This is a genomic window from Pseudomonas sp. B21-012, from assembly GCF_024749305.1.
In the GTDB taxonomy this organism is placed as follows: domain Bacteria; phylum Pseudomonadota; class Gammaproteobacteria; order Pseudomonadales; family Pseudomonadaceae; genus Aquipseudomonas.
On the sequence record NZ_CP087197.1, the window covers coordinates 1,030,289 to 1,043,866 of the forward strand.

The following is a 13,578-nucleotide window of genomic DNA, read 5'->3' on the forward strand; positions in this document are numbered from 1 at the left end:
CAAGTCGGGTCGCCGCACCGCCGCTCCCACATGTAGGAGCGGCGGTGCGGCGACCCGACTTGCCCCGCGATGCTTTTCAGCGTTACGCGACCGCTTCGGCCGGCGACACAATGCTGGTCTTGCCCCCCCGCGACCGCCCCGAGCTCAGGTAAGCGGCGATCGATTCCTGGGTCACTTCGCCGAGGAACACCTGCTCGGCGTCCAGCACCGGCAACCATGAGCGATTGAACTCGTACATCCGCGACAGCAGGATGCGCAGGTGCTCATCGTGCGAGGCGGTGGCGTTGAAGGTGCGCAGAAAATCAACGCAGCTGCCTTGCTGGCGATGCAGGTCGCGACGACGCACGTAACCCATGGCCTTGTTCTGCCCATCGGTGACCACCACGTAGCGGCGATCATGTTCGTCCATCAGCTCCAGGGCGTCGGCCACTGGCGTTTCCGGGCTGACCGACGGCGCGTTGTCGGCGGCGTCTTCGGCACGCACCAGCAACAGGCGCTTGAGGGTGCTGTCCTGGCCAACGAAGTTGCTGACGAAGTCGTCGGCAGGGTGCGCCAGCAGGGTGTCCGGGTGGTCGATCTGGATCAGCTTGCCGGCACGGAAAATCGCAATTTTGTCACCCAGTTTGATCGCCTCGTCGATATCGTGGCTGACCATGATCACGGTCTTGTTCAGCGCCCGCTGCATCTCGAAGAACTCGTTCTGGATCATCTCGCGGTTGATCGGGTCGACCGCACCGAACGGCTCGTCCATCAGCAGCAAGGGCGCTTCGGCGGCCAGGGCGCGGATCACGCCGATACGCTGTTGCTGGCCGCCGGACAACTCACGCGGGTAGCGTTGCAGGTATTGCTTGGGCTCGAGCTTGATCATGCTCATCAACTCGCGGGCGCGCTCGTGGCATTTTTGCTTGTCCCAGCCGAGCAGGCGCGGGACCACGGTGATGTTCTCCTCGATGGTCATGTTGGGGAACAGACCGATCTGCTGGATCACGTAGCCGATGCGCCGGCGCAGGGTCACTTCATCAAGGCCGGTGGTGTCTTCGCCGTTGATCAGCACCTTGCCCGAGGTCGGCGCAATCAAGCGGTTGATCATTTTCAGCGTGGTGCTCTTGCCGCAACCGGAGGGGCCGAGGAACACGCAGATCTCGCCTTCGTTGACGGTCAGGCTGACCGAGTCGACGGCTTTGACGTCTTTGCCGTTGGCGTGGAAGGTCTTGCTGAGGTTCTGAAGTTCGATCATGGGCGCAGTCCTTTTGGAGTCAGGGAGCGTTGCAGGGCTTGCAGCAGCAGGTCGGCGAAGATGGCCAGGAGGCTCACCAGCACGGCGCCGACCAGCAGCATCGACATGTCGCTGCGGCTGATGGAGGTGAGGATGAGCACGCCCAGGCCGCCGGCGCCGATGGTCGCGGCGATGGTCATGACGCCGATGTTCATGACCACGGCGGTGCGCACGCCGGCAAGGATTACCGGTACGGCGATGGGCAGCTCGACCATGCGCAGGCGCTGGCCGAAGGTCATGCCGATGCCGCGGGCGGCTTCACGAATACCCGGTTCGACATTGGTCAGGGCCAGGTAGGTGTTGCGCAGGATCGGCAACAGCGAATAGAGGAACACCGCAGTGATTGCCGGCAGCGGCCCCAGGCCCTGGCCGAACTTGGAATAGAACGGCAGCAACAGGCCGAACAGGGCGATCGAGGGGATGGTCAGCAGCACCGTGGCGCTGGCCTGCAAAGGGCCGGCGAGGGCCGGGAAGCGGGTCATGAGGATGCCCAGCGGTACGCCGAAGACAATCGCCAGGCTGACGGCGATGCCGACCAGGGTGATGTGCTGCCAGGTCAGGTGCAGTACCTGGGCCCAGTCGAGGTGGGTAAAGGTATCGAGCATGTTATGGCTGCTCCTGTGCAGGTGGATGCTGGCGCAGGTACTCGGCGGCGACTTTGCCCGGGCTCTGGTGTTCGACATCGACCTTGGCGTTGAGCTGGCGCATGGTCTCGTCGTCGAGCTGCTCGGCCAGCGGTTTGAGCAGGCTGGCCAGTTGCGGGTTGGCGTCGAGCACGGCCTTGCGCACTACCGGGGCTGCGGTGTAGTCGGGGAAGTAGTGCTTGTCGTCTTCCAGCAGCTTGAGGTCGAAGGCGCTCAGGCGCCCGTCGGTGGTGTACACCAGGCCACTGAACACCTGGCCGTTGCGCAGCGCGGTGTAGACCAGGCCGGCGTCCATCTGGCGGATGTCGCGGCGGGTCAGTTGCAGGTCGTAGGTTTCGGTCAGGCCCACCAGGCCGTCGGGACGGTTGGCAAACTCGGTGTCCAGGGCCACCACGTGGGTGCGGTCCTTCTCGTCGCGCAGCACCTGGTTCAGCTCACTGATGCTGTTGACCTGCGGGTACTGGTCGGCAACCTTGCGCGGCAGCGCCAGGGCGTAGGTGTTGCTGAACTTCGACGGCGTCAGCCAGATCAGGTCTTTTTGTGCATCCAGTTCCTTGACCCTGGCGTAGGTGGCCGCTGCGCTGGGCATGCGTTCTTCGATATGGTTGTAGGACACCAGCGAGACACCGGTGTATTCCCAGACCATGTCCAGTTGCCCGGTTTCGTGGGCGCTGCGGGCCAAGTTACTGCCCAGGCCGCCGGTGATGCGCACGTCAAAACCATGCTGGTTGAGGTACTGGGCGGTGATTTCAGCCAGTACCGTTTGCTCGGTGAAGACCCGCGCACCGAGGCGGATCACAGGTTTGTTCGCGGCCTGGGCAAATCCTGCGAACAGCAGGGCCGCGCCCAACAACAAGGCGATTCTTTTCATGACAGTTCCTTCGCTTAGTGGGCCAGGCCGCGTTCAAGCCAACGGCGGCTGGACTGCGCCACCAGGGCGTCGAGCAGCAGGGCGAGCAGGGCGGTGCAGGCAGCGCCAAGCAGCAGTTGCGGCTGATTGTTCAGGGCAATGCCGGGAAAAATCAGGCTGCCCAGGCTGTTGGCGCCGATCAGGAACGACAGCGGTGCGGTACCGACGTTGATCGCCAGGGCCACCCGCACACCGCCGACGATGATCGGCACGGCGTTGGGCAACTCGACACGCCAGAGGGTCTGGCCCGGGGTCATGCCGATGCCGGTGGCGGCTTCCTTGAGCGAGGCGGGTACGTTTTTCAGGCCTTCGTAAGTGTTGCGCACGATTGGCAGGAGGGAAGCGAGGAACAGCGCGAAGATCGCGGGACCGGCGCCAATGCCCAGGAAACTCAGGGCAATGGCCAGAACGGCCAGAGGGGGGATGGTGTTGCCAATGTTGAAAAACTGCATGAAGCGTTCGGCGCGGTCGACCCGGTGCGGTCGACTCAAGGCAATCCCGGCGGGTATGCCCACGGCTAACGCCGCCACCATCGACAGCAACACCAGCATCAGGTGCGCTTGCAGGTAGAACCACAGATCGGCGCGGTAGTGCGCGATCGTATCGATGCCGATCCAGTGGATCAGCAGGGCCAGGATGACGAGCACGAAGGCACATCCCATCAGCCCCTTGCCATAGCTTTTAGCCACAGGCGGACTCCTTTTGTTGTCGGCGAACACACTCCCGTGGCGGCCACCATTCCAGGCGGCAGGCAGTGTGATCGCGATAAGCAGCGCGTTGTCCGGAAACGGAGCGGAACACGCCATAAGCGAAGCCTCGTCAGGCTCGTAGTGCCGGTGAAACCAACCCTGACGAACGGTCATGACCGATTGCGTATCAGGGCAGTGGACGCCTCCACAGCCGTAAAGGTTCCCATCTGAAGCGGCATTTGGCCAGCGTTAATCCCTGAGACGCGAGGCGCTTCGCACGAAAAAACCGGGCATTTCCTTCCTGGTGTTATTGAAACCCCTGCTATCCGGCCGTCCGTCATAAAGCTCAGCATTGCAGCAGAAAATTCATGATAGTCGCTTGAGGGAATATTCCCCTGGAGGTATTTTGTTGTCATGGTCAATCAGCTTTTGTGCCGAGTTTCGGCGGGTGGCTTTTGCTTTCGATCCCAAGCGTCGCGCCGTTATCCTGGTTGCGGGTGACAAGGCCGGAGTCAGCCAGCAACGGTTTTATCGAAATTTGATTCGGCGCGCCGATGAGCGCTTCGACAGGTATCTGTCAGGAGGTGAAGAACATGTCTAGAACACTTGATGAAGTCATCAACAGTCTTTCCCTCGAACGAAGGGCGCGCGTCGAACAACGTGGACGTGAGTTGATTCGCGAGGAAATGACCCTGCAGGCGTTGCGAAAACAGCTGGAGTTGACCCAGGAAGGCATGGCCGGGCGTCTGGAGATTCGTCAGGCGAATGTTTCCAAGATTGAAAAGCGCAGCGATATGCTGATTTCGACCCTGCGCAACTATGTCGAGGCAATGGGCGGAACACTCGAACTGGTAGCGCACATGCCTGATCGCGGGCCTGTGACCCTTGAAGGCTTCACTGACAGTATGGCTGGACATAAATAGCGTACTCGTCGTTTCGCGCGACAGGCGGAGGCCTCAGGCTTTGGTCCCCGTTCGACTTCGGGTATGATACTGGCCCTTTTTGAATCACCTGCCAGGCGATTTCCCATGACCAACCAGGCCGCCGAAGTCGCGAAACGCCGCACCTTCGCCATTATTTCCCACCCCGATGCGGGTAAGACCACCATCACCGAGAAGCTGTTGCTGATGGGCAAGGCGATTGCCGTTGCCGGTACGGTGAAATCGCGAAAGTCCGACCGCCATGCCACCTCCGACTGGATGGAAATGGAGAAGCAGCGTGGTATCTCCATCACCACCTCGGTGATGCAGTTCCCCTATCGCGAGCACATGATCAACCTGCTCGACACCCCGGGCCACGAAGACTTCTCGGAAGATACCTACCGCACCCTGACCGCCGTCGACTCGGCGCTGATGGTGCTCGACGGCGGTAAGGGCGTCGAGCCGCGGACCATCGCCCTGATGGACGTCTGCCGGCTGCGCGACACGCCGATCGTCAGCTTCATCAACAAACTCGACCGTGACATCCGCGACCCGATCGAACTGCTCGACGAAATCGAAGCGGTATTGAAGATCAAGGCAGCGCCGATCACCTGGCCGATCGGTTGCTACCGCGACTTCAAGGGCGTGTATCACCTGGCCGGCGACTACATCATTGTCTACACCCCGGGCCATGGCCACGAGCGCACCGAGGTGAAGATCATCGAGAAGCTCGACTCCGATGAAGCCCGTACCCACCTGGGCGACGAATACGAGCGCTTCCTCGAGCAGCTGGAGCTGGTACAGGGCGCCTGCCACGAATTCGACCAGGACGAGTTCATGCGCGGCGAGCTGACCCCGGTGTTCTTCGGTACCGCGCTGGGCAACTTCGGTGTCGACCATGTGCTCGATGCCGTCGTCGACTGGGCGCCACGCCCGCTGCCGCGCGAGGCCAACGAGCGCGCTGTCGAGCCGACCGAAGAGAAGTTCAGCGGTTTCGTGTTCAAGATCCAGGCGAACATGGACCCCAAGCACCGCGACCGTATCGCCTTCATGCGTATCTGCTCCGGCCGTTACGAAAAAGGCATGAAGATGCGCCATGTGCGCACCGGCAAGGACCTGCGTATCGGCGATGCGCTGACCTTCTTCTCCTCCGAGCGTGAGCAACTGGAAGAGGCCTGGGCCGGCGACATCATTGGCTTGCACAACCACGGCACGATCCAGATCGGTGACACCTTCACCGAAGGCGAGGCCCTGGGCTTCACCGGTATTCCGCACTTCGCCCCGGAGCTGTTCCGCCGCGTGCGCCTGAAAGACCCGCTCAAGTCCAAGCAACTGCGCCAGGGCCTGCAGCAGCTGGCCGAAGAAGGCGCGACCCAGGTGTTCTTCCCCGAGCGCAGCAACGACATCATCCTCGGCGCCGTCGGTGTGCTGCAGTTCGATGTGGTCGCCAGCCGCCTGAAGGAAGAGTACAAGGTCGAGTGTGCCTACGAGCCGATCACCGTCTGGTCGGCGCGCTGGATCAGCTGCGAGGACAAGAAGAAGCTTGAGGAATTCAAGAACAAGGCCGTGGAGAACCTGGCCATCGACGGCGGTGGTCACCTGACCTACCTGGCCCCGACCCGGGTCAACCTGGCGCTGATGGAAGAGCGCTGGCCGGATGTGAAGTTCCGCGCAACCCGCGAGCATCATTGATTGCCCGACCCCGCCGCTTCTGGGTGGCGGGGTCGCCTCCTTTCAAGGGTGCATTTCTGCGCCCAACCGGTAGATCAGCAATGCCAGGCTGTCGGCATTGAACAGCATGATCTGCGCGCGTTTTTCGCTGTGACTCAGGAACACCTGACGAGCTTGCTGCAGATCCGGCGCGCCAGTGATCTTCAGGATCAGTTTCTTGCCTTTGCGATCGCTGCGACGCAAGTCGCGCAGCCTGCCAGTGTCTTCATCGTACAATTTGAACAACTTGTTCATCGGCGTCATGGCGCTGAAGCCGCTTTCGTGGGCGCGTTCCAGCCAGTCGCGCTCGGGGCCTGGGATCAGCCAGTCGGCGTACGGGGCAACACCCAGGGTGTAGGTGATGTCGCGGGTCTGGCAGGCCAGGTGAGACAGTTCATGCAGCAAGGTAAAGGCGCGGGTGAGGTTGGCGGCTGCCGGTTGGGCGTATCGGCCTTGTAGCGGCAACTGGTTGATGGTCGGGTTGTCGAAGAAGGCGTCGAGCAGAAAGATCTGCCGGCTGCGGTCGGCCGGGTTGACGAAGGCGCTGGCATCGATAGGCGCACCGACTCTGCTGCCCATGACATAGCGAGTCGAATGGGCGGGTGAGTAATTACGCGACAACAGCAGCGTCAGCAGTTTTTCTATCGGCCTGCTGACTTGCAGCAGAAGTGTGTCGGATACATCCGCGACGTTGAAGAAGTCCCTGAGGACCCTGGCCGTTTGCAGGGGTAGCTGGCGGGCTGTGGTGCGGCTGATGTTGAAGTGGCAGTTCACCAGGTAGGTTACTGCAGTATCGTGCGCTTCGCGGATCAGGTTGCCGCGATAAGGGTTTACGCGCTGGATCTGTGGCATGCCAACTGCGAGTATCGCGATCTGTTCCCGGGAGACGACCCGACGGGTATGGCGGCCGCTGAGGTCGCTCAGCACACCGCCGGCTTCGACCGGTTGCGGGCGTTCGGGGGCCGGGCTGCTCTCCTGATTTTTCCAGAACTTCTCCAGCGATTCGACCCCGACGGCGCTTTTGCCGACCAGCAGGCCCTGCACCAGCGCCGCGCAGAGTTCGGCCAGTGACTGGCTCCAGTTGCTGCGGTCGGCTTTTTCCAGGGTTTGCAGCACACTGGTTTCGGTCTGGAAAATACCCAGCAGCGTGCCCAGCCTGCCCGGCAGAAACAGGCTGGCTTGCAACCACAGCTGGCCGAGCAGGTTCTTCAAGGTTTGCCAGCGCGCCTCTTCGAGGGTCACCAGCTGGGCGTGGGCCATGTCCTGGAGCATCTGGGCGTTATCCACGAACAGTTGCTTGAACAGGTTGCCCGCGATCGGACGCCAGGCCAGGGTGATGGGGCCGGGGCGGGAAAACGGCAGGTCGAAATCCGATTCCACACTAAATGGCAGGTGTGGCTCTTCAAAGCCGCCGCGCCCATAGCGTTTGCGCATCTGCGCTGGCATACGCCCGAGCAGCAAGGCCTGCAACGCTGGCGTGGTCCTGATCTTTTTCAGCAGGTCACGGCTATCGGCAAATTGCCGATAGGCCTGGCGGCTGTCGTAAGGGCTGTACAGCACCAGCGGGCCCGCCTGCTGATTGCCGATCAGGTACAGGCCAGGCACCGGGTCCGGTTCAAGCCCGCTATCGGCCACCAACAGCAGTGGTGTCATGTGCTGTGTGCGGTCTTCTGGCAGTTCCAGTACCTGGGTAACCATCTGTAGCGCTGCGCCATCGAGCTCGCCCTTGAGGCGGGCACGCCAGGCCGCTTCGAGCATTTGCCCGGGCAGTTGCCGGCAGAAGGTAGCCAGGCGCCGGGCATAGTCGGGGTCGTGTTCGGCGAATTTCTGCTGTAGCAGGCGCTGGTAGTGGCCGCCAATATCCAGCGCCTTGGCCACCTTGCGAACGTACTGGCTGCGCAAGGTGGGTGGCAGCAGCTCACCCTTCTGGTCGGTCACCAGGGTGATTGCGTTGTCCCAGTCGCGGTAATGATCGAGCGCATAGTCAACCAGGGACTGGCGATGGCGCACGTAGCTGGCCGGCAGTGACAAGGGGATTTCCCCGGGCAGTGGCGGCGCAGTGATCCAGCGGTTGGTGGTGACCTGGATATCTTCAGGCCGGTAGTGGCCGGGGCCGAAATCCTGGTCCAGGCGCTGCTGCAGTTGTTCGCGGGCATAGGTGTCGATTTCGGGGATATCGAACAGGTAATCATCGTTTGCGCCCAGCAGGTTGCTGGCCAACACGCGCAAGTAGGCATGTTGATCTTCTACCGAGGCCTGGCGCAGCCACTCGGGTGCATGGGCTGCAACAGCCTCTGCCCTGGCGCGATCCTGCAGGTCGCGCAGGGCTGCGCCAATGGCATCGGTTTCGCTGATATAGCGGTTGAAGGCCTTGACCACGTTGCCCGGCAGGCGCGCAGCGATGGCCCGGTCGTACAGGGCCAGAATCCGCGACCGCCGAGAGGGCAGCGCAGCAGGCGCAAAGGCAACGCCCAGGCGTTCGGCCAGCGTGCTGAGCAGGGCCAGCAGTTGCTCCTGGTAGTCTTGGCTCAGTTGCCCGTCGCGCTTCAATACTGCTTGCAGTTGCCCGCGAAGGTGCTGGCGCAAGCGTCTGGCGCTATGGTCGAGCAAGGCCGGCGGGAGCAACGGCAAGGGGGTCGGCAGTTCAGCCGCGGTGGTGGCGCTGGCACGCCATTGGCTGTTATCGGCGGGGTGCCAGATCAGTTCGAGCAGCGACAGGACCGGGGTACTGCGGCCTTCCGGCTGCACGCTGATGGCGTGCAGGGGAGGGGCTTTGTGCAGAAAGCTGGACAGTTCGTGCTTGAGCAGTGCCCGGGTGACTGAACTGAGGCTCGGGCGCTGGGCGAGCATGGCCTGGTACTCCTGGGCCAATTGTCCGATCTGGGTTTGCATCGATTGCGCAGCCAGGCTGGCGTTGCCGAGGGTGCGGGCAAGTTGCTGCAATGTGGCGGTCGAGGGCGCTGCTTGCTGGGTGTGCAGGGGGGCGGCCTGGTCGGCAAGGCGATCATTGATCGTCAACATCAGGCTGTCGAACAGCGGCGCAGCCAGCAGATTGACCTGAAAATCCACAGCAGGTTGGCGCTGCAGTAACTGCTGTTGCGCCGGTGGTGCGTAACGCAGCACTGTAGCCATCAGCGCAGAATGATCCTGCAGGCCCAGCAGCGTCTGCTTGGCCTGGCGCCGATCGGCAAAGCGTTGCAGGCCGATGTCGGGGTTGTAGATGAACACTTCGGGCCAGTCGGCGCGGCTCAGCAGAAAGGTGGTGTCCAGGGCTATGGCCTGGCCATCGCCAGTGACCGCATCCAGGCGGTCGACGCGCAGCGCCGGGTCGTCGCCCAGTCGTTGCAGGGATTGTCGTTGCGCGGCGCTCAGCGGTTGCCTGGCGTCGAGGTGCTCGATGTGACGTAAAAAACCTGCGCGCAGGGCATCAGGATGAAAGTAGGGCAGGTTGGCCAACGGCATGAAAGTGTCCCGGCGGTACAAGGCAGCCGGGGGCCGATCCCCGCGGCAATCACTGGAGATTGCCGGGGGTAAGCAGGGCCGGGGCGTTACTTATATCAATTGCCGGCCTTGATGCTGGTCCAGATCCGCGTGCGGATACGGTCGATTTTCGCAGGCATCGCCTCCAGTGCGTAGAGCTTGCCGAGCATCTCGTCGCTCGGGTAAATCATGGTATTGGCCTTGAGCGCCGGGTCGACCAGGGTATCGGCCTTGAGGTTGCCGTTGGCGTACTGCACATGGTTGCTGATGCTGGCCATCACCTCGGGCTGCAACAGGTAGTTCATGTAGGCGTAACCGGCTTTTTCGTTCGGGGCATCAGCCGGCATGGCGACCATGTCGAACCACATCGGTGCGCCTTCCTTGGGAATCGAGTAGCCGACCTTCACGCCGTTGTTGGCTTCTTCGGCGCGGTTCCTGGCTTGCAGCACGTCGCCGGAGAAGCCCACCACCACGCAGATATCGCCATTGGCCAGGTCGCCGGTGTACTTGGAGGAGTGGAAGTAGCTGATGTACGGGCGCACCTTCATCAGCAGTTGCTTGGCCTTGTCGTAATCCTCGGGCTTCTGGCTGTGGTGTGGCAGGCCCAGGTAGTTGAGGGCGATCGGCAACAGCTCCGGGCCGTTGTCGAGCACCGCCACGCCGCAGCTTTTCAGCTTGCTGATGTACTCGGGCTTGAAGATCAGGTCCCAGGAGTCCAGCGGGGCATTGTCGCCGAGCACCGCCTTGACCTTGTCGATGTTGTAGCCGATCCCGGTGCTGCCCCACAGGTAAGGGAAGCCGTACTGGTTGCCCGGGTCGTTGACCTCCAGGGCCTTGAGCAGCACCGGGTTGAGGTTCTTCCAGTTGGGCAGCTGGGTCTTGTCCAGTTGCTTGAGCGCCTTGCCCTGGATCTGCCGGGCCATGAAGTGGTTGGAGGGGAACACCACGTCGTACCCGGAGTTGCCGGTCATCAGCTTGCCGTCGAGGGTTTCGTTGCTGTCGAACACGTCGTAGGTCGGCACGATGCCGCTGGCCTGCTGGAAGTTCTTCAGGGTGTCGGGGGCGATGTAGCTGGACCAGTTGTAGATCTTTACCGAGTCGGCCGCCTGGGCGACGGAGGCGGCCAGCAACACAGGTGCGAAGAGCAATGGGCGCATGTCTGGATTCCTTGCTTGGTCTGTTTTTTATCGAAGGAGGCAGGCGATCAAATGATCAGAAAATCAGCACATAGGTTTTGCGCACGGTCTCCTGGATGTCCCAGGTGCCGGTGCTGTTGGCCGGCAGCATGATCGCGTCGCCGGCTTCGATAGTCAGCGGCTCGCCGCCATCCGGGGTGAAGGTGCAGCGGCCCTTGATGAAGTGGCAGAACTCCTGCTGGACGATCTGCCGGCGCCAGCGACCCGGGGTGCATTCCCAGATGCCGGTTTCGACGCCGTCGCTGCGCTCGACGCTGGTGACCGAGGCGATCGAGACCGGCTCGCCGAGTGGCACCGCCACCGGGTTGGATTCGGCCAGGGTGACACTGTCGGTGTTCTTGAACTGGGTAATGCTCATAGCGGTGGATCCTGTGCAGGGGGTTCAAAAAGTCAGCGCATGAAACCTTCCATGAAGTCCGCCACGCCGCTGGCCAGGCGTCGGCGCCAGGGGGCGCTGGCCGGGTTGGCGAGGGTCTGGTCTTCATGGACGAAACTCTTGATGATCGCGTTGTAGCCCAGCCAGCGGCAGGGTTCCGGCTCCCAGCCGGGCAGGCTGTGCAGGGCGCGGTCGTGGCTGGCCCAGGGCTGCTCGGTGAGCGGGCTGCGCCGCTCGAGGATCAGCTCGGCCAGGGTCCGCCCGCCGAGGTTGCTGGCGCCAACGCCTTCGCCGCCATAGCCACCGGCCAGGGCGATGCCCTGTTTGCGGTCACAGAACATGTGCGGCTGGAAGCGCCGGGCCATGCCCAGGTTGCCGCCCCAGGCGTGGGTGATCCTGACCTTCTGCAACTGTGGGAACAGCTCGCCGAACAGGTAGCGGCGCAGTTCGATTTCGCTGTCGGTGAGGTCGAAGTTGTCACGCAGGCGGCCGGCAAAGCGATAGCCGCCGCGGGCGCCGAACACCAGGCGGTTGTCCAGGCTGCGCTGGCCATAGGTGACCTGGCGGCTGTTCTCGCTGAAGGCCTGGCCATGGTTGAGGCCGATCTGCTCCCAGACCTGTTCGGGCAGTGGCTCGGTGGCCACCAGCAGGCTTTGCACCGGCATCTGGTAGCGCCCCAGCGGCGGCAGGTTGACCGAGTAGCCTTCGACTGCTGGCACCAGCCACTGGCATTTGATTCGTGCCTGCAAGGTGCGTGCTTCACCGGAACGCCACTGGGTTACGGGGCTGTTCTCATAGAGCTTCACGCCCATGGCCTCTACCGTGCGGGCCAGGCCGCGCACCAGTTTGGCCGGCTGGATTGTGGCGACATTGGGGTTGAAGATCGCGCCATAGGGGCGGCTGATACGCAGCTGCGATGCCAGCTCATCGGGGCTTAGCCAGCGGTAGTCAGCTTCGTTCAGGCCCTGCTTGTAGAGCTTGTTCAGATACGCGCGCAGGCTGGTTTCCTGCTCGGGGTAGCGCGCGGCGCAGTACAGCACGCCGCCCTTGCGGTAGTCGCAGTCGATGCCTTCGCGTTCGAGCACCTGGGCCACTTCATCAGGAATGCCGTGCAACAGGTCATAGGCGGCGCGCCGCTGCTCGGGCGTGCTGCCGGCGAGCAGGCGGTCCTCACCGAGCAGGTTGCCCATCAGCCAGCCGCCATTGCGTCCGGAGGCGCCGAAGCCTGCAATCTGCGCTTCGACGATGGCGATGTTCAGCTGTGGTGCCAGGCGCTTGAGGTAGTAGGCGGTCCACAGCCCGGTGTAGCCGGCGCCGATGATGCAGACGTCGACGTCCAGGTCCTGTTGCAGCGCCGGGCGTGCGCTCAACGGCTCATCGAGTTGGTCCATCCACAGGCTGATACTGCGCAATGCCAGCATTGTTCGGCTCCACATCGGTAACGGTCTGTGGCGATCCTAGAAGCTTGCGGGGCGCTGTGTCTTACGTGCGTGCACGCAGAGAATTCTGCTTCACGTAGGCCTTGGGCGACAGGCCGGTGTGCTGGCGGAAACTTTTGTAGAACGCCGACAGCGAATTGAAACCGGCAGCAAAGGCCAGCTCGTCGATGCGTGCAACCGTGGCGGTGGCGCCGAGGCTGGTGAGCAGGTGCTGCAGGCGTGCCTGGTTGACGTAGCGGTAGAAGCTCTGGCCGAGCACCTGGTTGAGCAGGTAGGAGATCTGGTTGCGGCTGTAGCCGCTTTCGCGGGCCACCCGTTGCAGGTCCAGCTCCGGGTCGAGGTAGGGCTGCTGGCGCTGGAAGTACTGCTCCAGGTCCTGGGCCATGAAGCTCAGCTGGCGTGGTGACAGGCCCAGGCGGCTGGCGGCCGGGCGCAGGTCATTGTGGCCAGTGTCCTGGCTGGGCGCGCGGACCAGCGAGGCGTACTCGTTGACCCGCCAGATCAGGCCGTCGCGCACGGTGATCGCTTCGCTGGCCTGGAACGCCACCAGGCCTTCGCCACCGCGCAGGGTGACCTGGTACTGGATGAAGGCGGTGCAGCCATCGACGCGGATGCGGTCGCTGTGGACGATGTCTTCACCGGCTTCGCGGGGCATGCTCACACGCACGTATTCGCGCAGCTCATCGAGGTGCAGGACGCGGTTCTGGAAATAGTCGTTGTACTGGATATCGGGGTGATACAAGGCCATGACCCCGTCGAGGTCGCGATGCTTCCAGCACAGGTGGTAGCGCAGGACGGTGGCGGCGGTTTCCGGGGTTTGCTCCGGGCCGTCGGGGATAGGGTCTGGGGTCATTGCTGGATAGTGATTGAGGGGCCAAGCGCGGGTCAAGTCGAGGCGTCGCACCGCCGCTCCCACACAGTGCACTGTGGGAGCGGCG

General features: G+C 62.8%; 12 protein-coding genes. 3 read left to right on the top strand and 9 right to left on the bottom strand.

Annotation, left to right across the window (positions count from 1 at the left end):
* Positions 1–82: 82 nt before the first annotated feature.
* Genes LOY37_RS04685 through LOY37_RS04700 form a run of 4 tightly spaced genes read right to left on the bottom strand, consistent with a single transcriptional unit; the run spans position 83 to position 3,519 of the window.
* Positions 83–1,237, bottom strand: a complete 1,155-nt coding sequence (locus LOY37_RS04685; protein WP_195885715.1) for a betaine/proline/choline family ABC transporter ATP-binding protein — start codon at positions 1,235–1,237, stop codon at positions 83–85.
* The gene (locus tag LOY37_RS04690; RefSeq protein WP_045196252.1) at positions 1,234–1,881 is read right to left on the bottom strand and encodes an ABC transporter permease; all 648 of its coding nucleotides are present in this window, start codon (positions 1,879–1,881) and stop codon (positions 1,234–1,236) included. Before LOY37_RS04690 ends, LOY37_RS04685 begins: the two co-directional genes overlap by 4 nt.
* 1 nt (position 1,882) lies before the next feature.
* Positions 1,883–2,791, bottom strand: a complete 909-nt coding sequence (locus tag LOY37_RS04695) for a glycine betaine ABC transporter substrate-binding protein (RefSeq protein ID WP_258716382.1) — start codon at positions 2,789–2,791, stop codon at positions 1,883–1,885.
* Positions 2,792–2,805: 14 nt separating this feature from the next.
* Positions 2,806–3,519: an ABC transporter permease gene (locus tag LOY37_RS04700; RefSeq protein ID WP_045196256.1), complete on the bottom strand. Its 714-nt coding sequence runs from the start codon at positions 3,517–3,519 to the stop codon at positions 2,806–2,808.
* Between the two features lie 448 nt (positions 3,520–3,967).
* On the opposite strand from LOY37_RS04700, the gene LOY37_RS04705 reads away from it, so the two are divergent.
* The 3 genes from LOY37_RS04705 (at position 3,968) to LOY37_RS04715 (ending at position 6,131) form a co-directional block, all read left to right on the top strand.
* The gene (locus LOY37_RS04705; RefSeq protein WP_258717173.1) at positions 3,968–4,120 is read left to right on the top strand and encodes a type II toxin-antitoxin system RelE/ParE family toxin; all 153 of its coding nucleotides are present in this window, start codon (positions 3,968–3,970) and stop codon (positions 4,118–4,120) included.
* Positions 4,113–4,442 (top strand): helix-turn-helix domain-containing protein, encoded by a 330-nt coding sequence (locus LOY37_RS04710; RefSeq protein WP_258716383.1) that lies wholly within the window; start codon positions 4,113–4,115, stop codon positions 4,440–4,442. Before LOY37_RS04705 ends, LOY37_RS04710 begins: the two co-directional genes overlap by 8 nt.
* A gap of 105 nt (positions 4,443–4,547) precedes the next feature.
* The gene (locus LOY37_RS04715; RefSeq protein ID WP_093388118.1) at positions 4,548–6,131 is read left to right on the top strand and encodes a peptide chain release factor 3; all 1,584 of its coding nucleotides are present in this window, start codon (positions 4,548–4,550) and stop codon (positions 6,129–6,131) included.
* Positions 6,132–6,173: 42 nt separating this feature from the next.
* On the opposite strand, the gene LOY37_RS04720 is transcribed toward LOY37_RS04715, so the two are convergent.
* The 5 genes from LOY37_RS04720 to LOY37_RS04740 form a co-directional block, all read right to left on the bottom strand.
* Entirely contained in the window at positions 6,174–9,611 is a 3,438-nt protein-coding gene (locus LOY37_RS04720) for a M35 family metallopeptidase (RefSeq protein ID WP_258716384.1), read from the bottom strand.
* A 95-nt stretch (positions 9,612–9,706) separates the two neighbouring features.
* A complete protein-coding gene (locus LOY37_RS04725; protein WP_258716385.1) occupies positions 9,707–10,786 on the bottom strand; it encodes a polyamine ABC transporter substrate-binding protein in 1,080 nt (359 codons plus the stop codon).
* Between the two features lie 55 nt (positions 10,787–10,841).
* Positions 10,842–11,183 (bottom strand): cupin domain-containing protein, encoded by a 342-nt coding sequence (locus tag LOY37_RS04730; protein ID WP_045196265.1) that lies wholly within the window; start codon positions 11,181–11,183, stop codon positions 10,842–10,844.
* A 32-nt stretch (positions 11,184–11,215) separates the two neighbouring features.
* Positions 11,216–12,622 carry an FAD-binding oxidoreductase gene (locus LOY37_RS04735; protein WP_258716386.1) on the bottom strand — a complete coding sequence of 469 codons (1,407 nt, stop codon included), beginning with the start codon at positions 12,620–12,622 and terminating at the stop codon, positions 11,216–11,218.
* Positions 12,623–12,683: 61 nt separating this feature from the next.
* Positions 12,684–13,493, bottom strand: coding sequence for a nuclear transport factor 2 family protein (locus LOY37_RS04740; RefSeq protein ID WP_093388127.1), 810 nt, complete (start codon positions 13,491–13,493; stop codon positions 12,684–12,686).
* Positions 13,494–13,578 lie beyond the last annotated feature (85 nt).

Excerpts from the sequence above, each read along its gene's own strand:
- LOY37_RS04710 (WP_258716383.1), top strand. The coding sequence starts at position 4,113 with ATGTCTAGAACACTTGATGAAGTCATCAACAGTCTTTCCCTCGAACGA.
- LOY37_RS04685 (WP_195885715.1), bottom strand. The coding sequence starts at position 1,237 with ATGATCGAACTTCAGAACCTCAGCAAGACCTTCCACGCCAACGGCAAA.
- LOY37_RS04715 (WP_093388118.1), top strand. The coding sequence starts at position 4,548 with ATGACCAACCAGGCCGCCGAAGTCGCGAAACGCCGCACCTTCGCCATT.
- LOY37_RS04740 (WP_093388127.1), bottom strand. The coding sequence starts at position 13,493 with ATGACCCCAGACCCTATCCCCGACGGCCCGGAGCAAACCCCGGAAACC.
- LOY37_RS04695 (WP_258716382.1), bottom strand. The coding sequence starts at position 2,791 with ATGAAAAGAATCGCCTTGTTGTTGGGCGCGGCCCTGCTGTTCGCAGGA.
- LOY37_RS04690 (WP_045196252.1), bottom strand. The coding sequence starts at position 1,881 with ATGCTCGATACCTTTACCCACCTCGACTGGGCCCAGGTACTGCACCTG.
- LOY37_RS04730 (WP_045196265.1), bottom strand. The coding sequence starts at position 11,183 with ATGAGCATTACCCAGTTCAAGAACACCGACAGTGTCACCCTGGCCGAA.
- LOY37_RS04725 (WP_258716385.1), bottom strand. The coding sequence starts at position 10,786 with ATGCGCCCATTGCTCTTCGCACCTGTGTTGCTGGCCGCCTCCGTCGCC.
- LOY37_RS04735 (WP_258716386.1), bottom strand. The coding sequence starts at position 12,622 with ATGCTGGCATTGCGCAGTATCAGCCTGTGGATGGACCAACTCGATGAG.
- LOY37_RS04720 (WP_258716384.1), bottom strand. The coding sequence starts at position 9,611 with ATGCCGTTGGCCAACCTGCCCTACTTTCATCCTGATGCCCTGCGCGCA.